This is a genomic window from Streptomyces sp. NPDC020489 (assembly GCF_044386545.1).
In the GTDB taxonomy this organism is placed as follows: domain Bacteria; phylum Actinomycetota; class Actinomycetes; order Streptomycetales; family Streptomycetaceae; genus Streptomyces.
This window is the reverse complement of record NZ_JBIRUZ010000007.1, coordinates 398,062-417,552: the sequence shown is the minus strand read 5'-3', so window position 1 is coordinate 417,552 and position 19,491 is coordinate 398,062. Positions and strand designations below refer to the sequence as shown.

General features: G+C 72.2%; 15 protein-coding genes and 3 tRNA genes. 6 read left to right on the top strand and 12 right to left on the bottom strand.

What is annotated here, in order from left to right; genetic code table 11:
* The first annotated feature begins 146 nt into the window (after positions 1-146).
* Positions 147-641 carry a hypothetical protein gene (locus ACH41F_RS21630; protein WP_398836974.1) on the top strand — a complete coding sequence of 165 codons (495 nt, stop codon included), beginning with the start codon at positions 147-149 and terminating at the stop codon, positions 639-641.
* A 50-nt stretch (positions 642-691) separates the two neighbouring features.
* On the opposite strand, the gene ACH41F_RS21625 is transcribed toward ACH41F_RS21630, so the two are convergent.
* On the bottom strand, positions 692-1,972 hold the full coding sequence (locus tag ACH41F_RS21625; RefSeq protein ID WP_391233575.1) for a hypothetical protein: 1,281 nt from the start codon (positions 1,970-1,972) through the stop codon (positions 692-694).
* Between the two features lie 313 nt (positions 1,973-2,285).
* Between ACH41F_RS21625 and ACH41F_RS21620 the strand changes: the two genes are divergently transcribed.
* Positions 2,286-2,471, top strand: a complete 186-nt coding sequence (locus ACH41F_RS21620; protein WP_391233574.1) for a hypothetical protein — start codon at positions 2,286-2,288, stop codon at positions 2,469-2,471.
* A 110-nt stretch (positions 2,472-2,581) separates the two neighbouring features.
* Here the strand turns inward: ACH41F_RS21620 and ACH41F_RS21615 are convergent, their stop codons facing one another.
* From ACH41F_RS21615 to ACH41F_RS21605, 3 genes are all read right to left on the bottom strand, one after another.
* Positions 2,582-3,100, bottom strand: coding sequence for a hypothetical protein (locus ACH41F_RS21615; protein ID WP_398836972.1), 519 nt, complete (start codon positions 3,098-3,100; stop codon positions 2,582-2,584).
* A gap of 126 nt (positions 3,101-3,226) precedes the next feature.
* Positions 3,227-3,299: transfer RNA gene (locus tag ACH41F_RS21610), tRNA-Arg, on the bottom strand.
* Between the two features lie 188 nt (positions 3,300-3,487).
* A tRNA-Ser gene (locus ACH41F_RS21605) sits at positions 3,488-3,578 on the bottom strand.
* Positions 3,579-3,806: 228 nt separating this feature from the next.
* Here ACH41F_RS21605 and ACH41F_RS21600 point away from each other — a divergent pair.
* Positions 3,807-4,268 carry an SSI family serine proteinase inhibitor gene (locus ACH41F_RS21600; RefSeq protein WP_398836970.1) on the top strand — a complete coding sequence of 154 codons (462 nt, stop codon included), beginning with the start codon at positions 3,807-3,809 and terminating at the stop codon, positions 4,266-4,268.
* Between the two features lie 302 nt (positions 4,269-4,570).
* Positions 4,571-9,220 (top strand): PAS domain-containing protein, encoded by a 4,650-nt coding sequence (locus ACH41F_RS21595; protein ID WP_398836969.1) that lies wholly within the window; start codon positions 4,571-4,573, stop codon positions 9,218-9,220.
* An 82-nt stretch (positions 9,221-9,302) separates the two neighbouring features.
* On the opposite strand, the gene ACH41F_RS21590 is transcribed toward ACH41F_RS21595, so the two are convergent.
* The 6 genes from ACH41F_RS21590 to ACH41F_RS21565 form a co-directional block, all read right to left on the bottom strand.
* Positions 9,303-10,979 (bottom strand): long-chain-fatty-acid--CoA ligase, encoded by a 1,677-nt coding sequence (locus ACH41F_RS21590; protein ID WP_391233570.1) that lies wholly within the window; start codon positions 10,977-10,979, stop codon positions 9,303-9,305.
* Between the two features lie 257 nt (positions 10,980-11,236).
* Positions 11,237-11,803 carry a SigE family RNA polymerase sigma factor gene (locus ACH41F_RS21585; RefSeq protein ID WP_391233569.1) on the bottom strand — a complete coding sequence of 189 codons (567 nt, stop codon included), beginning with the start codon at positions 11,801-11,803 and terminating at the stop codon, positions 11,237-11,239.
* Positions 11,804-12,345: 542 nt separating this feature from the next.
* Positions 12,346-13,512 (bottom strand): lipid-transfer protein, encoded by a 1,167-nt coding sequence (locus ACH41F_RS21580; RefSeq protein ID WP_391233568.1) that lies wholly within the window; start codon positions 13,510-13,512, stop codon positions 12,346-12,348.
* The gene (locus tag ACH41F_RS21575) at positions 13,509-13,922 is read right to left on the bottom strand and encodes a MaoC/PaaZ C-terminal domain-containing protein (RefSeq protein WP_391233567.1); all 414 of its coding nucleotides are present in this window, start codon (positions 13,920-13,922) and stop codon (positions 13,509-13,511) included. The genes ACH41F_RS21580 and ACH41F_RS21575 overlap by 4 nt, the downstream gene beginning before the upstream one ends.
* Entirely contained in the window at positions 13,909-15,018 is a 1,110-nt protein-coding gene (locus ACH41F_RS21570; protein ID WP_398836965.1) for an OB-fold domain-containing protein, read from the bottom strand. The genes ACH41F_RS21575 and ACH41F_RS21570 overlap by 14 nt, the downstream gene beginning before the upstream one ends.
* A gap of 390 nt (positions 15,019-15,408) precedes the next feature.
* Positions 15,409-15,723 carry a hypothetical protein gene (locus tag ACH41F_RS21565; protein ID WP_391233565.1) on the bottom strand — a complete coding sequence of 105 codons (315 nt, stop codon included), beginning with the start codon at positions 15,721-15,723 and terminating at the stop codon, positions 15,409-15,411.
* A gap of 356 nt (positions 15,724-16,079) precedes the next feature.
* Between ACH41F_RS21565 and ACH41F_RS21560 the strand changes: the two genes are divergently transcribed.
* Both ACH41F_RS21560 and ACH41F_RS21555 read left to right on the top strand, forming a co-directional pair.
* Positions 16,080-16,949: a bifunctional DNA primase/polymerase gene (locus ACH41F_RS21560; RefSeq protein ID WP_391233564.1), complete on the top strand. Its 870-nt coding sequence runs from the start codon at positions 16,080-16,082 to the stop codon at positions 16,947-16,949.
* Positions 16,950-17,022: 73 nt separating this feature from the next.
* A complete protein-coding gene (locus tag ACH41F_RS21555) occupies positions 17,023-17,481 on the top strand; it encodes a hypothetical protein (protein WP_398836964.1) in 459 nt (152 codons plus the stop codon).
* 118 nt (positions 17,482-17,599) lie between these two features.
* Here ACH41F_RS21555 and ACH41F_RS21550 read toward each other — a convergent pair.
* Positions 17,600-17,684: transfer RNA gene (locus ACH41F_RS21550), tRNA-Ser, on the bottom strand.
* An 85-nt stretch (positions 17,685-17,769) separates the two neighbouring features.
* Positions 17,770-19,293: a trypsin-like peptidase domain-containing protein gene (locus ACH41F_RS21545; protein ID WP_391233562.1), complete on the bottom strand. Its 1,524-nt coding sequence runs from the start codon at positions 19,291-19,293 to the stop codon at positions 17,770-17,772.
* Positions 19,294-19,491: the final 198 nt, after the last annotated feature.

Here is a 19,491-nt window from a genome sequence, read left to right as displayed (position 1 = left end):
TCCGGTAGCGCACACCCTCGTTTCGAAGGGCGCGCGACGAGATCGTGGAACCACGCTGATCCGGGCCGACGCCGGGGGAAACCCCGCCACGGTCGACGGAGGTCGGCGGTGGTGTCCCGTCAGTCGCCCGCCCGGAAGGAACCGTCATGGAGACGCAGCGCCCAGAGGCCGAGCCGGTGGGCCCGCTCGCCTCCTTCGTACGGTTCGTGGTGTGCGGCGGCGGGGTCGGGGTCCTGTCCAGCGGGGCGGTCCCGCTGCTGGCGCTGCTGATGCCCTGGGCGGCGGCGAACGCGGTGATCACCGTCGCGTCGACGATCCTGTGCACCGAGCTGCACGCCCTGTTCACCTTCGGCACCGGCGGCCGCGCGGGTCTGCGCCGCCACCTCCAGTCGGCCGGTTCGGCGACCGCCGCCTACGTCGTGACCTGCGCCGCGATGGTCGTCCTGCACTCGGTGCAGTCCTCGCCGAGCCTGGCCTGGGAGCAGGCGGTCTACCTCGGGGCCTCCGGCCTCGCCGGCATCGGCCGGTTCCTGGTGCTGCGACTGTTCGTCTTCGCCGGTCGCAAGGAGCCCAAGGCCGTGGCGGTACGCCCCGTGCGCGGCGGCCTCGTCCACCACGGCGACCTGCTGCTCGCCCGCTGAACCCCTCGCCATCGGGGCCCCGGGAACGCCCGGGGCCCCCGCTCGTGCGCTCAGGAGCCGTCGGCCCGGATCGCGTACACGTACCGCTTGTTCACGTACTCGCTGGCGTTCCAGATCACCGACTCGCTGTACGACCAGCCCGAGGCCCCGCTGCTGTGGAAGCTGAGGTCCTCGCAGCCGACGGCGAGGTCGGCGACGGTGCTCGCGCTGTTCGCGCCGGAGTTGAAGGTGCGCAGCGCGCCCGCGCCGGAGGGGCCGTCGCTCACCGACAGGTAGTGCTTGCTGGTGCGGGAGACGACTCCCTGGATCTTCTTCTGGGCGACGGTGACCGCCTCGGTCGCGGTGAGCGAACCCGGGTGGCGGTCGGTGTAGTCGAGCGGCCAGCGGACCACCTTGGGCACGGTGTTGGTGGGCCTGGTCGAGCCGAGGAAGGGGTCGCCCGGCTCGTCGTAGTCGACGACACCGGAGAGGGAGTACTCGCCTATCACCAGGCTGTCGGGGGTGCTGGCACGGTCGAGGCCTATCGCCGAGTAGCGCAGCCAGGTCCCCGCGTTGTCGTAGGCGTGGCTCTGCGGGAGAACGTACTTGTAGCCGTAGCCGTAGTACTGACCGTCGGTGTGCAGACCGCACACGTCCTTCTCCGTGGTGGGGACGGTGAAGAGGGTGTTGAGGTCGAAGATCCGCAGGCCCTTGTACGTGTCGACGACGTACAGCAGGTTGCCGTACCACATGATGCCGCCGGCGTGTTTGCGGACGGGGTTGAAGGAGTACGCGCCCGTGCCGGTCCTCACCGGTTCGACCAGCAGTACGTGCCGATAGGTGGGTGCGGAGGGGTTGTTGTAGTCGACGAAGGTGAGCCGCATGCCCTTGTCGAGCGCGTAGTCGTCGTCGCCGTCCTGGTCGGGATCGGTCTCGAAGTACCAGGAGACCAGGATGACCTTGTTGCTGCCACCCTCCGGGTAGAGCCCGTTGCCATAGGCGTCGGCGCTGGTGGTGACGCCCTGGGGTATCCAGTACGGCACCTCCTGGTCGTCGGTGTCCCAGGCGAAACCGGCCTGGAAGGCCTCGGCCGTGGAGGGGGCGCCGGCGAGGACGTCGGCGTCGCGGTTGGTGTCGGCCAGGACGGTGCTGGCATTCACCTTGGTCAGGCCGGCCGCCAACCCGGCTGCCAGGGCGGCGAATTCACCGTGGCTGTTGGAGGAACGGCTGGTCAGGCAGTACTGCCCGGCGTTGATGGTCGCGGCGTGCGCGGCGGTGGGGGCGAGCAGGCTGCCGGCGGCACCGACGAACGGTGCGGCGGCCATGCCCTTGATGATCGTTCTGCGCGTCATGGTCATGACGCGAGAAACTAGGCGGATTCGAACAAGCAGCACAAGCACAATTGTTCGCACCGACACGCGCGAACGCCCGCCCGCAGAGCATCACTTGTCGGCGCAGGAGATCACACACGTCGACCGCCGGGACCAGAGAGGGCTACGGCGGCCCGAACTCGCGTTCCGCTCAAGGGGTGCTGGCGGCCCGCTGGAATACGGCTGGCCCCACCCCTGTCCGGTAGGTCACTCCATGGCGGCGACAGGTCGGCGGGGGCATCGTGGAGAGCAGAGGATCCGAGCGGCACAGGCCCCTTCCCGGAAGGAAGATCCCATGAACTCCCTACCGTCTCCCCAGCCGAACCCCTCTTCCCACGAGAGCGAACTCGCCCCCCTCCTCACCGCCTGGGACCAGGCCCACCCGGCCACCGCCGACCCGGAGTGGCGTCACCTCCTGGACGAGCTGGCCCATCCCCACACCACGGAGGCCTTCCACCGCCTGGCGGGAGCCACAGCTTGAACCCCACCCCCTCTTTCACCACCCCACCCCCACCCCCCACACCCCGCGAAACACCGAAGGCCCCGGATCTCTCCGGGGCCTTCGAGCGTCAGGGCCGTCGGCCGGGACGATCAGGAGCTGTGGCTCACCATGTAGGCGGTGCCCACCCTGTCCTCCTGGGGTGAGTCCGCCTGAATGGCGAGACCCTGCCCGGCGGTGGTGAAGTCGAACCCGTTCGGCATCGGCTGTGCACAGTCGACGCGCCTGGCAGTCTTGGCGGTGCCCGAGACGACCGTGAAGGTGACCGTGCCCTCCCCCGCGCAGGCCACCTCCACCCGCAGGTCGGTGCCGGGCTTGACGGTCTCGTCCAGGTTCTGCCCCGGCACCGCGAGAGAGCCGGCCGAGACCAGTCCCTCGTCGTCCGACTTCAGGCGATCCGTCATGTCGAGCAGGTCGCGGGCTTCCTTGTTCAGCTGCTCCCGGCCGGACGGGGAGGACGGCTGCGCCGTTGGAACCGCGGTGGAACTCGCCGCCTTCCGGGACTGCGGGGCCTTGGCCGTGGGAGTCGCGTCGGAACAGGCGGATGCCATGCCGGTGATCAGTACGACGGCAGTCAGAGCACTGCCGGTGTGACGGGTGAAGCGGTACATGTGGTCCCCCGAAGTGTGCTCAGAAGCCGAGCAGATGTACAGAACCAGGTGATCATCCCGTCCGAACACCCGCGTCGTCCTTGAAACGCCGAAGGCCCCGGATTTCTCCGGGGCCTTCGATCTGTGTGCACTCGGCAGGATTCGAACCTGCAACCTTCTGATCCGTAGTCAGATGCTCTATCCGTTAAGCTACGAGTGCTTGTTTTGTTTTCCCGCCGTTCCTTGCCCTTCCGGGCCGCTCGCGGCGACAGGAAGAACATTACATGACTGCCGCCGCCATGTGAAATCCGTTAGCCGCACCCCTTGTGACCTGCGGAAACGACGCATCCGACCCCTTGCGACACGCCGAAGCCCCGGTCCGTGGGACCGGGGCTTCGTGATCACGCGCGGAGGCGGAGGGATTTGAACCCTCGATGGGATGTAAGTCCCAAACCGCATTAGCAGTGCGGCGCCATAGACCGGACTAGGCGACGCCTCCAGCACAACCTCCCGCGCGAGCGCGAGTGGTGCGTGCAGATGATGACACAGTCGAGCGCGGTGTCACCAATCGCCTCCCACGGTACTAGGCGGGCAGGCCGCAGGGCAAAGCCCTTCCGGACGCGACGCGGCACCGCGACGACGACGGCGGCGGTGAGGGTGGGGGTGCGGGGTGGGTGTGCGGGGTGGGGGTGCGCAACCGGGGCGCGCGCGGCGCGTTAGTCAGGTCATGTTCCAGTCCCCCCGGCTCGCCCGGCTCCTCGTCCTCGGCGCCTCCACTCTGGCCGCCGCCGGCTCCGTCACCGCCGTACCCGCCTCCGCGCACTCCCTCATGCCGCCGCCCGCCCGCGACGAAGACCGCACCGGCGACCACCTCACGGTCACCGTCCGCGACGCCGGTACCGGCAAGGACGGGACCTTCGAGCTGTACTGCCACCCCGGCGGCGGCACCCACCCCGACGCCGACAGCGCCTGCGCCGCGCTCGACCGCGGTGCGCGCTGGGGCACGGACACCTTCGCCCCCGTACCGAGGGACAGCCTCTGCACCCTTCAGTACGGCGGGCCCGCCACCGCGCATGTCACCGGGACCTGGGCCGGACGGCCGGTCGACGCGCGGTTCGACCGGAGCGACGGGTGCCAGATCGCTCGCTGGGACCGGCTCGTCCCGGTTCTGCCCGACATGGGGCAGTAGGGGGCCGTAGGACGGAAGTACCTCGCACTGGTGTTTCACGGCGGAAACAGGGCGTCCGTAAAGGTGCCGCGAAAGTCTCATGGAGGGGGAGGCGGAGTGCTTCCGGAGAAGAAGCCCGAGCGTGTGCGGGTGGTCGCACCCGCGGTCACACGTTCTACGTCACTTCGTCGTGCGACCTCCCTCTCATCCGGCGCCCCCGGCACAACCGCTGCCCTTAGACTCCCTCGCGTGACACGTCGCGGGCCGGTTGGCAAGATGGCCCGAGTGGTCGGCAAGGTGCGGTAACAGGGAGGAAGCGTCTCGTGAGCAGCAGGCCATCCCGAGGCGCTGCTCGCCTCGCAGCCATACTCGACGCGCTGCCCGACGCGTTGGTCCTGGTCAACGCCAACGGAACCGTCGTGAACGCCAACACCATCGCCCTCGAGGCCTTCGAGGCGCCGGGGACGGCTCTGGTCGGGCGCGGGCTGCTCGATCTGCTGCCCGAGTTCGACTCCAAGCTGATCCCCGGCTCCATGCGACGGCCGGACCACATGGACCCGGTGGGGCGGACGAAGCCCACGCGGATGGTCGCGCGCCGGACCGACGGGGCCGAGTTCCCCGTCGAGGTCACCAGCGCCAACCTCGAGAACGGCCAGCAGGCCTACGACGGCTACGGCTACGGCGGCGACGAGCTGCTGATGCTCGTCGTGCGCGACCTCACCGGGACCGTCGACACCGAGGCGGAGCTCGCGCGCTCGCAGCGGCAGACCGAGATGATCCTGCGGGCCGCCTCCGAGGGCGTGGTGGGCACCGACACCGACGGCCGGATCGTGCTCGTCAACCCCGCCGCCGCACAGATACTCGGCTACCGGGCCAGCGACCTCGGCGGCCGCGAGCTCCACACGCTGATGCTGCACTCACGCGCGGACGGCACCCCGTTCCCGTACGAGGAGTCCCCGCTCGCCGACACCCTGCGCTCCGGGCGCAAGCACCGGGTGCGCGGGCAGGTCGTGTGGTCGAAGAAGGGCGAGAAGGTCTCCGTCGACCTGACGACCGCGCCCGTACGCGACGGCGACCAGCTCGTCGGCGCCGTCATGACCTTCACCGACCGGCGGTCCTACGACCAGCTCGCCGAGGAGAAGGAAGCCGCCGAGCAGCGGCACGCGCAGGAGCTGGAGCGGCTCGCCGAGGAGCACGCCTCCGAGCTGACCGCCCTGCGCCAGAAGCACGTCACCGAGGTCGAGGAACTCCAGGAACAGCACGAGGAGGAACTCGCCGCCGGTGAGGAGCGGTACGCCTCCCTCGGGGAGCGCGAGAAGGACCGCTACGAAGCCCTCGCCGGGCGGCACGAGCAGCTCCTCACCCTGCTCGGCGCCTCGCTGCGCGGCCCGCTCGACGAGCTGCGCCACGAACTGGCCAAGCTCGCCGCGGACGACGCCGGCCAGCTGTGGCCCGAGGCCAACCAGGTGCTGCACCACCTGTCCGCCGGGTACTCGCGGATCACCCAGCTCATCGACAACGTCCTCGCCTACCAGCGGCTCGACGCGGGCACCGACACCATCACGCGGACGAAGGTGATGCTCGACGCCGTCGTCGCCGCCGGTGTCGACGGGGCGGTGGAGCTCATCGGGCCCGGGCGGGTGCAGTTCGCCGTGCACGCGCCGCCCATCGAGGCCGAGGTCGACCCGCCGCTGCTGGCCCGCGCCCTCGCACACCTCGTCGCGGACGTCGCCGGCGTCGACGCGACCGGCAACTCGCCCGTCTCCGCGGGCGGTTACCTCGACAACACCGTCGTCGTGGCGGCGGCGCAGCGCGGCGAGGTCGTACGCATCGAGGTACGCGGGCCGTACGCCGGGGGCGACCCGGTGCACGAGCCGATCGTGCGCGGGATCGTGCGCGCCCACGGAGGCGTGCTCCAGACACATGAAGTGCCGGGGATGAGCGGGAACGCCTACGTCCTCGAAGTGCCCATCGGCGGTGGCGCGGGGGCCGTCGCGGCGGCTGCTCCGGCCGCGCTCGAGGCCGCCCCGGGAGCCGAGGGCGGGGCCGAGGGCGGCGGGCGGCGGCGGGCGCGGCGGTCCTCCGTCGACGCGTTCCTGGAGAGCGAGGGGCCGGGGGTGCCCGGTGCCGACACCGGCGTCGACGGCGGTGCCGCCGACGGGGCCGACGTCGCCGACGGGACCGACGGGACCGACGGTGAGCCCACCGGGCGTCGCAGGAGGCGTACGGGGGAGGCGCCTGCCCTTCCTGCGGCGGGCGGTGCGGAGTCCGGGGCCGGGTCGGGGTCCGGTGGGACCGGGCGTCGGCGGGGGAGGCCTGCGGAGGGGGCCGGCGGTGTCGCCGGGGTCGCCGGGGTCGCCGAGGGTGCGGTCGTCACCGCCGCCGAGCATGCGGCGGGCACCGCTGCGGCGGGGAGTGGACTGGGCGGGACGGTGCCGCCGCAGGGCGTGCCCGTGCCCGCGGGAGGACACCGGGCTCTGCCGGACGCCGGTGGCGGTCAGGGTCCGGGCGGGGGCGCGGGCGCGGGCTCCGGCTCGGGCTCGGGTGAGCAGCATGCGTTGCCGCCGGCGTTGCCCGCGGTCGCGTCCGCCGAGCCCGGCGCGGAGAACGGCGCGGCCCAGCCGACCGGACGCCGGCGCCGCGCCCTGGCCGCCGCCAACGAGCGGGCCGCCGCACAGGAGGCCGCCCCCCGCGCGGTCTTCGCCCTCCCGCCCGCGGACGCGGATGCGGACCGGGGCGAGGGTGGGGGTCCGGTGGGTCCGGCGGTGGGTCCGGCGGGTTCGGGGGGCGCGGGGCAGTCTGCGGTCGCCGGGCAGCCGGGGGTTGTGGCCGGACAGCCGGGAGTTACGGCGGGACAGCCCGGGGTTGTGGCCGGGCAGGCGGCCGGTGTGGCTGGGCAGGTGCATGGGCAGGGTGGCGTCCCGGGTGTAGCTGCTGTGCCGGGGCAGGGTGGTGTGCCGGGTGTGGCCGCTGTGCCTGGGCAGGTACCGGCGCAGGGTGGTGCCCCGGGGGTTCCCGGTGCTCCGGGGCAGGTCGCCGTGCCCGGGCAAGCCCCTGCGCCCGGACAGGTACCGGCGCAGGGCGGTGTCCCGGGTGTTCCCGGTGCCCCGGGGGTTCCCGGTGTCCCCGGTGCTCCCGGTGTCCCCGGGCAGGTCGCCGTACCCGCTCAGGGGCCCGGTGCCCAGGTCGGGGTCCCCGCGCAGCTTCCTGTGCAGAGCGGGCTTCCCGGGCAGGCGCCCGGTGCCGTCGCCGTACCCGCGCAGGTCCCGCAAGCCCCGGAGAATCCATCGGCCCCGCACCTCTCCCAGGCCCCCGGTGCCCACGCTCAGGCCCCCGGCGCTCAGGTGGCCGTGCACGACGTCCCGGGGCAGGCCGTGTCCGCCGCGGGGCTCGTCGAGGACGGGCGGCATGACGCCGTACCGCTCGATCAGTCCGGGGACCACACCCCTCCGCAGCCGCATCCCACGACCGCGCCCACTGGCAGGCGCCGGCGGGCCGTGACTCCGCCGGCGGAGGCCGGTGCGACGCCCGCGCAGGGGGTCCCGGCGCAGCAGACCGCGCAGCAGGTGCCCGCGCAGGCCGCCCCGCAGCACGCCACCGGTCAGACCGTGCCGCCCGTGCAGGCCCCCGCGGGGCAGCCGCTCCCGCTGCCCGCCGAGGCCGCCGCTCAGGGCCCCGGGCCGTGGCCCGCCGACGACCCCGCCGTGACGCCGACCGGTGCGGCCGGCGTCGTACCGCCGACCGCGCCGCAGCCCGCCGGCACGCCCGCGCCCGGCACTCCGCTGCCCGCCGAGGCGGTCGCGCAGGCCCGGGCGGCACAGCCGTTGCCCGCGGAGGCGGCGGCGCACGTCGACCCGAACTCCACGCAGGGCCGGGCCATCAGCGTGCGGACGCTGGGGCAGGGCGTGCCGTTCACCCGGCAGGCGGCCCAGGTGCAGCAGCCTCAACCGCAGCCGACGGGGACGCCCGCGCCGCACCAGCCGGGCGGTTCCGGTCGCCGCCGCAAGCTCGGCACGCCGCCCGACCCGGCCGCCGGGCGCCCGCATCCGACGGCGGAGCAGTCCGCCGCGCAGCAGCAGCCCTCCCTGGCCGGGCAGTCCCGGCTCGCGCAGATGACCGAGGGCACCGGACGGTCGTACGCCATAGGCGCACCGGACGAGAACGCCGCCGAGGGTCCCGAGCCGCTGGACGGTCCCGGTGGGGCCGTCGAGGTCGCCGACACCCCGCGTCCGCAGCCCATGGACGACGAGCTGCCCCCGGAGCCGCTGGACAACCCGCGGCGGCTGCTGGTGTGGCCGGCGCCGGACGTCACCACCCAGCAGGCGCTCAGCGACCGCGGCTACCGGCCCGTCATCGTGCACTCGCGCGAGGAGGTCGACGCGCAGATCGCGGCGTTCCCGGCCGCGCTGTTCGTGGACCCGCTGACCGGGCCGATCACCCGGACCGCGCTCCAGTCGCTGCGGCAGGCGGCGGTCGCGGCCTCCGTGCCGGTGATGGTGACCGCGGGGCTCGGACAGGCGACGCGTGAGGCGGCCTACGGTGCCGACCCGGCCGTCCTGCTGAAGGCCCTCGCGCCGCGGGACAGCGAGCAGCACCCGCCGCGGGTGCTGCTGATCGAGGAGCACGCGGAGATCGCGCTGGCGCTGACGGCAACGCTGGAGCGGCGCGGGATGCAGGTGGCGCGGGCCGCGAGTGACGCGGACGCGGTGGCGCTGGCGGGGCAGTTCCGGCCGAACCTGGTCGTGATGGACCTGCTCCAGGTGCACCGGCGGCAGGCCGGCATCGTGGACTGGCTGCGGGCGAACGGGCAGCTCAACCGCACCCCGCTCGTCGTGTACACCGCCGCCGTCGACCAGGCGGACCTGCCCCGGCTGGCGTCCGGCGAGACGGTTCTCTTCCTCGCCGAACGGTCGACGAGCGCCGAGGTGCAGGCCCGGATCGTGGATCTGCTGGCGCGGATCGGGACCAACTGAGGGTTGGCGGTGCCTGAGGCACCCGCCTGTGGGGCGGTGATGCCGGGTAGGGGGTGGCTCCCTGCCCGGCATCTGGTGGGTGTCAGAGCTTGGTGACGTCCAGCGCGCCCTCGGCGTACTGCTTGCGCAGCACCTTCTTGTCGAACTTGCCCACGCTCGTCTTCGGCACCGCCTCGATGAGCGTCCAGCGCTCCGGGAGCTGCCACTTGGCGATGTGGCCCTCCTGGGCGAGGAAGGCACGCAGGGACTCGAAGTCGGCGGTGGAGCCCTCGCGGAGGACGACCGTGGCCAACGGGCGCTCGCCCCACTTGTCGTCGGGGACGGCGACGACGGCGGCCTCGGTGACGTCGGGGTGGGACATGAGGGCGTTCTCCAGCTCCACCGAGGAGATCCACTCGCCGCCGGACTTGATGACGTCCTTGGCGCGGTCGGTGAGGGTGAGGAAACCGTCGGCGGAGATGGTGCCGACGTCGCCGGTCTTCAGCCAGCCGTCCTCGCTGAACTTGTCGGCGGGGCGCAGCGGTTCGGCGTCGGGGCCGTTGTAGTAGGCACCGGCGATCCAAGGGCCGCGGACCTCCAGCTCGCCCGCGGACTCGCCGTCCCAGGGCAGGCGCTCGCCGCCGGGACCGGTGAGGCGGGCCTCGACGCCGGCCGGGAAGCGTCCCTGGGTGAGGCGGTAGCCGAACTCCGCCTCGGTGCCCACCACATGGGCCGGCGGGCGGGCGATGGTGCCGAGCGGCGAGGTCTCCGTCATGCCCCAGGCGTGACAGACCCGCATGCCCAGCTTGTCGAAGGCCTCCATGAGGGAGGGCGGACAGGCGGAGCCGCCGATCGTGACCTGGGTGAGGGAGGAGACGTCGCGCGGCTTGGCGGTCAGCTCGGCGAGCAGTCCCTGCCAGATGGTCGGGACGGCGGCCGCATGGGTCGGCCTCTCCCGCTCGATCATCTCGGCGAGGGGCGCGGGCTGGAGGAACCGGTCCGGCATCAGCATGTTGACGCCGGTCATGAACGTCGCGTGCGGCAGACCCCAGGCGTTGACGTGGAACTGCGGCACCACCACCAGCGAGGTGTCCTCGTCGGTCAGACCCATCGACTGCGCCATGTTGACCTGCATGGAGTGCAGGTAGATCGAACGATGGCTGTACACCACGCCCTTGGGGTCGCCCGTCGTGCCGGAGGTGTAGCACATGGCGGCGGCCTGCCGTTCGTCCAGCTCCGGCCAGTCGTACGTGGTCGGCTTGCCGGCGATCAGGTCCTCGTACTCGTGCACCTGGACGTCCGCGCCCGCGAGCCCGGAACGGTCGCCCGGCCCCGACACCACCACATGCTCGACCGTCTTCAGATGCGGGAGCAGCGGGGCGAGCAGCGGCAGCAGCGAGCCGTTGGCGATCACGACGCGGTCGGCCGCGTGCTGCACGATCCACGCCAGCTGTTCGGCCGGGAGCCGGAGGTTGAGGGTGTGCAGGACCGCGCCCATGGACGGGATCGCGAAGTAGGCCTCGACGTGCTCGGCGTTGTTCCACATCAGGGTCGCCACGCGCTCGTCGTCCGTGACCGCGAGGTCCTCGCGCAGCGCGTGCGCCAGCTGGGCCGCGCGCGTGCCGATGTCGGCGAAGGAACGCCGGTGCGGCTCGCTCTCACCGGTCCAGGTGGTCACCTGCGATGTGCCGTGGATGCTGGACCCGTGGGCCAGGATCCTCGAGATCAGCAGCGGTACGTCCTGCATCGTGCTCAGCACGGCGTCCTCCCGGGGCGACATTGCCTACGCGGTGGTAAGGGTTGCGCTGATTCTGCTCACATACCGCGCGGTATGTCACTAGGGGGCGGTGATCGATCACATCACGGCGGGTGCACCGTCACCCTCCGCGGTCGGCCGGACTCGCGGCCTAGGCATGTGAGGCCGGGCCAGGTGAGGTGAGGTGAGGTGAGGTCAGTTCGTCACATTCGCGTCGTTCGCCCCTGTACGCACGGCAGGCGGGACGGGAAGGGCCTGAGCCACCGGCCGTAGGACCGCCGTCAGCGTACGAGCCCCAACTCGGGGTCCTCGCGGAGCTTCCCGAGCGCCCGCGACACCGCCGACTTCACGGTGCCCACCGACACCCCGAGCACCTCGGCCGTCTGCACCTCGCTGAGGTCCTCGTAATACCTGAGGACGACCATCGCCCGCTGCCGGGCCGGCAACTTCATGATCGCCCGCCACATCGCGTCATGCAGCGCCTGCTGCTCGGCGGGGTCGTCCCGACCGGGTACCGGCTCGGGCTCCGGGATCTCGTCCGTCGCGAACTCGTCCACCTTGCGCTTGCGCCACTGCGAGGTCCGCGTGTTCAGCAGCGCCCGGCGCACATACCCGTCCAGCGCCCGGTGGTCCTCGATCCGCTCCCAGGCCACGTACGTCTTGGTGAGCGCGGTCTGCAACAGGTCCTCGGCGTCGCACGGGTTCGCCGTCAACGACCGTGCGGTACGCAGCAGCACCGGCTGGCGGGCCTTCACGTACGACGAGAACGAGGGATACGTCACGTGCGGGCGGGGCCGCCTCGCCGGTACTGCGGCGTCCGAAACGCTCGTGCAGACGGGTGTGGTCATGGCTCCACGCTAGGAGCGAGGACACCCGCGGCGGATCGGCCGCAGGTCCCGAAGACGAGTCCGCCTCAGGTTGTAGGGGTGGGGGTGGCTACACCTCCTGAGGGTGGAGCGCGAGCCCCGCGGTACTGCGGGATGACCCCTGAGGGGCGGGCACTCCCCGCAGCCAGAGCCGGTGCGGGGGGCGCGGCTGTCCCGGAGGGGGCGGGGACCCGTACCGGGGGCCGGGGACCCGTACCGGGGGCCGGGGCCCGTGCCGGGGCCCGGCTGTCTCGCGCAGACCTGGGCTGTGACCGGCGTGCAGCCCTACCCGATCGGCCGGAACCATGATCGGGGTGCCGCCCCTCCGCGATCGCCCGGGACCGTGACCGGTGTGCCGCCCCTGCCCGATCGGCCGGGGCCATGACAAGGGTGCCGCCCCTCCGCAATCGCCCGGGACCGTGACCGGCGTGCCGCCCCTCCCCGATCACCGGAGCCGCGGCCGGGCACCCCCGAGAGGGCTGGGGCCGGGCACCCCCGAGGGGGCAGGGACCGGGGTCCGGGGCTCAGCCGTCTGTCGAGAGCAGTAGTCCCGAGGTGGGTACCCCCGTTCCCGCCGTCACCAGGACGCGGTGCGCGTCGGGTATGGGGTTCACCGCCGTCCCCCTGATCTGGCGCACCCCCTCCGCGATGCCGTTCATCCCATGCAGATACGCCTCTCCCAACTGCCCGCCGTGGGTGTTGAGCGGCAGCCGGTCCTCGGCCACGAAGTCCGCCGCCTCCCCCCTTCCGCAGAACCCGAACTCCTCCAGCTGCATCAGGACGAACGGGGTGAAGTGGTCGTAGAGGATCCCCACGTCGATGTCGGCCGGAGCGAGCCCCGAGGTGCGCCACAGCTGGCGGGCCACGACGCCCATCTCGGGCAGTCCGGTGAGGTCGTCGCGGTAGAAGCTGGTCATCTGTTCCTGGGCGCGGCCCGCTCCCTGCGCCGCCGCGGCCACGACCGCCGGCGGGTTCGGCAGGTCTCGGGCCCGCTCGACCGATGTGACGACCAGGGCCTGGGCGCCGTCCGTCTCCTGGCAGCAGTCCAGGAGTCGGAGCGGTTCGACGATCCAGCGCGAGGCGGCATGGTCGGCGAGAGTGATCGGACGCCCGTGGAAGTACGCCGCCGGGTTGGTCGCCGCGTGTCTGCGGGCGGTGACGGCCACCTGCCCGAACGCCTCCGGGGTCAGGCCGTGGGTGTGCAGATAGCGCTGGGCCGCCATCGCCACCCAGGAGGCCGGGGTGAGCAGACCGAACGGCAGCGACCAGCCGAGCGCCACCCCCTCCGCGGAGGGCTCCCGGTGCTGCACCCCGGAGCCGAAGCGGCGCCCCGAGCGCTCGTTGAAGGCGCGGTAGCAGACCACCACCTCGGCCACGCCGGTCGCCACGGCCAACGCCGCCTGCTGGACCGTCGCACAGGCCGCGCCGCCGCCGTAGTGGACACGGGCGAAGAAGGACAGCTCGCCCATCCCGCAGGCCTGGGCCACGGTGATCTCCGGGTTGGTGTCCATCGTGAACGTCACCATCCCGTCCACGTCACCCGGCGTCAGCCCCGCGTCGTCCAGCGCCGCCCGCACCGCCTCCACGGCCAGCGTCAGCTCGCTGCGCCCCGAGTCCTTGGAGAACTCGGTGGCCCCGACACCGACGATCGCCGCCCGCCCGCCGAGGGTGTCCCGCGTGCGCACGCTCATGCCGGGCCTCCCTGCGCGGCGCCGGTGGTCTCCGGGAGGGTGACCACGACCGTGCCGGTGACATGTCGGCCGACGCCGTTCTCCCCGACCACGCGGACGGTCGCCGTGTCGCCTTCGACCATCTCGACCTCGCCTCTCAACACCATGGTGTCTCCGGGGTAGTTGGGGGCTCCCAGGCGGATGGCGACGCGGCGGAGCACGGCTGTCGGGCCGAAGTGGTCCGTGATGTAGCGGCCCACCAGGCCGTTGGTGGTCAGGATGTTCATGAAGATGTCGGGGGAGCCCTTCTGCCGGGCCAGTTCCGCGTCGTGGTGGACGTCCTGGTAGTCGCGGGAGGCGAGGGCACCGGCGACGATCAGGGTGCGGGTGATCGGGATCTCCAGCGACGGGAGCTGCTCACCGACCTGCATGGGAGGCCTCCTCCCGGGCGCCCAGGGTCCCGCTCTCCCCGGGCACGCCCTCCTCGGCCCGGAAGACCGGGAGCACCAACTCGTCGTCGTACTCCTCGAATTCGAGCCGCACCGGCATGCCGATCCGCACCTTGTCGTAGGGCACCCCGATCACGTTGCTGATCAGCCGCACCCCTTCCGTGAGCTCTATCAGGCCGACCGCGTACGGGGGGTCGAAGGCGGGGAAGGGCGGGTGGTGCATGACGACGTAGGAGTGGACCGTGCCGGTGCCACTCGCCTCGACGGTGTCCCACTCGGGGTGCCCGCAGGTGTTGCAGCCCGGGAGCCAGGGGTGGCGCAGGGTGCGGCAGGCGGTGCAGCGCTGGATGAGGAGACGGTGGGAGCGGACGCCTTCCCAGAAGCCGGCGTTGTCGCGGTTGATGACCGGGCGGGGGCGGCGGGAGGCCTCTCCTGACGGCCCCGGCTGCCCCTGCCCGTCCGTCCGACCCGGCTGCTCGAACCGCTCGGGCCGACCTGGGCGATCCGACTGACCTCGCTGATCCGCTCGATTCAACTGGCCTGATGGGCCTGGCCGTTCCGACTGGCCCCGCCCCTGCGGACGGCTGGGCGCGTATTTGAGGATGCGGAAGCGGTGGGTGCCCACGAGTTCGGGGCCGACGCGGATGTCCATACGGGAGGTGACGAAGTACCCGGTGCCGAGCTTGGTCGTCTTGCGGGAGGACACCGACTCGATCACCGCGTCGAAGGTGATCTCGTCGCCGGGGCGCAGGGGACGGACGTACTCCTGCTCGCAGTCGGTGGCGACGACCGAGGTGCAGCCGGCCTCGTCGAGAAGGGTGAGGAGTTCGTCGTAGGCCGACGAGCGTCCCGTATGGCCGGAGAGGCCGCCCATCGTCCAGGCCTGGAGCATGGTGGGCGGGGCGATGGCGTTGGGGCCGACGTAGGCCGGGTTGGTGTCGCCCATGGCCTCGCACCAGTGCCGGATCATGGGCGCGTTGACCGGGTCCTTGCCGGTGCCGGCGACGGCGGCAGCCCGGCCCTCGTACGCCTTAAGTCGCGGCTCCAGTCGGTCCCGCTGCTCCAGTTCGTCGGTCATGGCCTCCCCCTCGTCTCGTAGCCCGTTCGCCCCGCCCGTCTCGTCATGACACTTCTGGTACACCGCTGCCAGCGCCGAGGTTCCCACCGGCTCCACGAAGATTTCTGACTGTCCGTCAGATCGCGTGCACTGTCAAGGCGGACGCCCACCGCCCGACCCCCCTCAACCGCGGCCCCCGACCCACCGACCCCGCCCCCCGCCACCGACACCCCAACCGGCCCCGGCGCCGCACCCCCCGAGCAGCCCCCGGGCAGCCCCCTCACCCCCCAACGCCTACGCGGCGATGCCGAAGCACCGCCGCGCAGACGTACCGCACCCCACGGAACACACACCCTCGGAGCCCGGGGCCGGTGCCGGGCGGCCGGAACCGCCGTGCACAGGCCCCCTAGGTCACCACCACAGGGGGGTGAAGTAGACGGCCGTGTTGTCGTTCCCCTGGTTGATGGCCGTGAACGCGGAGCCGTTGACCTGTGCGGTGTTGCTCTGGTTCGAGGCACCGGAGCCGACCGCGTTCTGCTGTGTGGTCGAGGAGTTGCCGTTGTTGGTGCCACCGACTCCGCTGCCGACGATGCTCGCGACACCCGCGTTCGATCCGTCGTCCGCGAAGCCGCCGTTGTCCGCCGTCGCGACGCCGGTGAAGAGTGCGGCGGCGAGCGGGAGGGCGGAGACGGCGGCGATGACGCGGGCGGTACGGATGCTTGCCATGTTGTTCCTCCAGAACCCGGCCTTCCAGCCGGAAGTACGTCAAGTACGTCAAGTGGTGCTGTTTCCAAGGCAGTTGGCCGACCGCCTCGGAGTCGTTCACGACGTCGCGAGATCAGAGTTGCCCACCGAATCCCCGGCGAACCAGCCCGGAACCGACCATTCCCCCTGAAGCGTGAGGACAAGTCGATAAACCCCTTTCACGACGTTGAGCATCGGGTCGGGGCGGCACGGGCCGAACCTGCCCAAGCGCCGCAAGAGGCGAAGCGTTCCGGCAGTTTTCCGGCCAACCCGCACCGCCTGGCGAGTCGCCCCCGAATACGCTTCCCTTTTTCGAACAGGTGTACGAGCATAGAGCCATGGCCACCACAGACCGGCAGGCCACGACGCTGGCCCTAGCCCACGCACTGTCAGCCGCCGAACGCGGTCTGGCCGTCATCCCCCTGTCCCGCTCCAAGCTCCCGGCCCTGCGCTCCCCCCATCGCGACGACCCCGAGGCGCCGCCCTGCCACGGCGAGTGCGGCCGCTTCGGCCACGGGGTGTACGACGCCGCCACCGACCCCGCCCGCATCCGCGAACTCTTCGCCGCGGCCCCCTGGGCGACGGGCTACGGCATCGCCTGCGGTCTGTCGCCCCACCACCTCATCGGCATCGATCTCGACACCAAGTCCGGTACGGACTCCTCGGCCGCCCTGCGCGAACTGGCCCTGCGCCACCTGTTCACGATCCCCGCCACGGTCGTCGTCCTGACCCCCAGCGGCGGCCGCCACCTCTGGCTGAGCGGCCCGCCCGACGTCGTCGTCCCCAACTCGGCCGGCCGCCTCGCCCCCGGCATCGACATCCGCGGCGCCGGCGGCTACCTGGTCGGACCCGGCTCCCGCACCGACCACGGCGTGTACGCGACAGCCCCCGGTACGGCCCACCTGGCACCCGCGGCCTGCCCGCCCGCCCTGCTCCGCCTGCTGCTCCCGCCGCCCCGCAGCACCCAGCACCCCACGCCCCCGTCGGTCGGCGACCACGGCCAGGGGCTGGTCCAGTTCGTCCTCGCCGCGCACGAGGGGCAGCGCAACACCCGCCTGTTCTGGGCCGCCTGCCGCGCCTACGAGGACGGCATCGGCCCCGCCCTGGTCGACCCCCTCGTCGACGCGGCCCTCAACACCGGACTGACCGAACGTGAGGCCCGCGCGACGATCGCGTCGGCGGCACGGATGACCGGGCACCGACCGTAGAACGCTCCCGCGGCAGCACACGCGGGACGCGGCAAGGCACCAACGGCGTCGGCCGTGAGATCCAGGGAGCTCGATGCACCACCGCCCCACAGCGCCGACGATGTCGCTGGCCCGCGTCCTGTTGGCCTCGGGCCGCAGCGTCGACCTCTGCGATCTGCGGCTCTCCTCGACGTACGGAGGAACGCCTGAGGCCTACCCCTGCAAGCCGCTCAACGAGACCCGCATCAAGGATGTGCTGCGCACGGCCGAACAGACGTCCCCGCATACGCCGGTCCATCTGGTCCCGCCCGCGCGGGAGTACCCGGACCAGTACGCGGGGGCGCTCGGACCGGTGGAGCTGCTGCCCTCCGTGGCCTGCGTCGGCACGTTCCGATCGACGGCCCTCGACCCGTCCCACGACCCGGTCCTGTACCGGTCGGCCCTCACGGTGATCTGGTTCCAACCCACCCCCCGGCTCCCCTCGGGCTGCGACGCGGAAGCGGGGCTGCGGGACGTGAGGTGGGACGAACTGGCCCGCGACTACGAGCTGTAGACCCGTTTCCCCGAGCCATCCCCGGGCCCCGGCTCCCGACCGGGGCCGACTCCCGACCGAGGCACGCAGCACGACGGCCCCCCGACCGATTACCTGGTCAGGGGGCCGTCAACACACGCGGTGGGTGTGGGATTTGAACCCACGGTGACTCGCGCCACGACGGTTTTCAAGACCGTTCCCTTAGGCCGCTCGGGCAACCCACCTTCGCGCCACCCGGGGTGGAGCGGGGTACAGCCTACCGGCCGCGTTCATGATCATGGACTGCCGTCCCGGCACGCGCGCGTGGTGTCAGCTGTCGCCCTCCCGGGAGGCCAGGGTGAGTTCGACGGTGTTGGTCTTGCCGTCGCGCTCATAGGTGATCTGGACCTTGTCGCCGGGCTGGTGGGTCCAGATCTCGCCGATGAGGGTCGGGCCGGAGTCGATGACCCTGTCGTCGAGCTTGGTGATGACGTCGCCGGGCTTCAGGCCGGCCTTGGCCGCCGGGCCGCCCGCCTCCACCGCGTCCGAGCCACTGGCGCCCTGCTCGGTGATCTTGGCGCCGCCCGTGGACTCCTCCAAGGACACCGACGCGCCGATCTTGGCGTACACCGGCTTGCCGGTCTTGATCAGCTGCTGGGCGACGTACTTGGCCTGGTTGATCGGGATGGCGAAGCCGAGGCCGATGGAACCGGACTGGCTGGTGCCGCCCAGGCCGCCGCTGCTGGTGGACTGGATCGCGGAGTTGATGCCGATCACATTGCCCCGGGCGTCGAGGAGGGGGCCTCCGGAGTTGCCCGGGTTGATCGAGGCGTCCGTCTGGAGGGCGCTCATGTACGACGCGTTCGAACCGCTGCCGTCACTGGAGGCCACCGGGCGGTTCTTCGCGCTGATGATGCCCGTCGTCACCGTGTTCGACAGCCCGAAGGGGGCGCCGATGGCGATCGTCGAGTCGCCCACCGCGACCTTGTCGGAGTCGCCCAGCGGCAGTGGCTTCAGGTCGCCCGGCGCGTTCTTGAGCTTGATCACCGCCACGTCGTAGCCCTGGGCGTGGCCCACGACCTCGGCGTCGTACTTCTTGCCGGTCGGGAACGTGGCGGTCAGCTTGCCGCCGTCCACCGCGTCGGCCACCACGTGGTTGTTGGTGACGATGTGCCCCTGGGTGTCGAAGACGAACCCGGTGCCCGTGCCGCCCTCGCCGCTGCTGGACTCGGCCTGGATGGTGACGGTGCTCGGCAGCGCCCGCTGGGCCACGCCCGCGACGGTGCCGGCGTCACGCTTGACGGAGCCGCCGCTGTCGGAGGCGGAGACGGTGGTGGACGAGCCGTTGTCGTCGTTCTTGGCCAGCGCGTAGCCGAGGCCGCCGCCCAGGCCGCCCGCGACCAGGGCGGCGATCAGGACCGCCGCCATCAGACCGCCGCGGCCACGGCCGGACTTCGGCGCGGGGGACGGGTAGGTGGCGCCCCAGCCGCCGGCGCCCGCGCCGCCCGAGCCGCTGTCGGCGTACGTCGGGGTGGCGGGGGGCGGGGGCGGCCAGGAGGCGTCCGGGTGCTGGTGGCCCGGCTGGGCCGGCTGTCCCGGTGCGCCGCTCGCACCCGCCGCACCGCCGCCCTGCGGAGCGCCCGCGCCCGCCGACGCGTACGCCGGTGCCTGGCCCGCGTGGACCAGGTCCTGCTCCGGTGCGCCGGGGGCGCTCGGGGGCGTCGCGGGGAGCGGGGTCGTCGGGGCGCCACTGCCGGGCGCGGTGGTCTGCGGGGAGGCTGCGGGGGAATCCACCGGCACGGGAGGTGCGGACGGGGCCGGGGGTACCGCAGTGCCCTCGTTCTCGGTGCTCACAGCTTGTCTCCTCGATCCACGGCTGTTGTCCTCGGTCGCACTCGGTCACGCTCGTTCACGCTTGCCGACGGTCCGGCGCGATGCAGCTGTGCATGTGCTTTTGTATGCCGTCAGCTTTTCCCACAGGCCGTCAGAGCACCATAAGCGGTGGCTGTGGGTCCACGGCCATTCTTTATATGGGACCTGTTAGACAAAAAG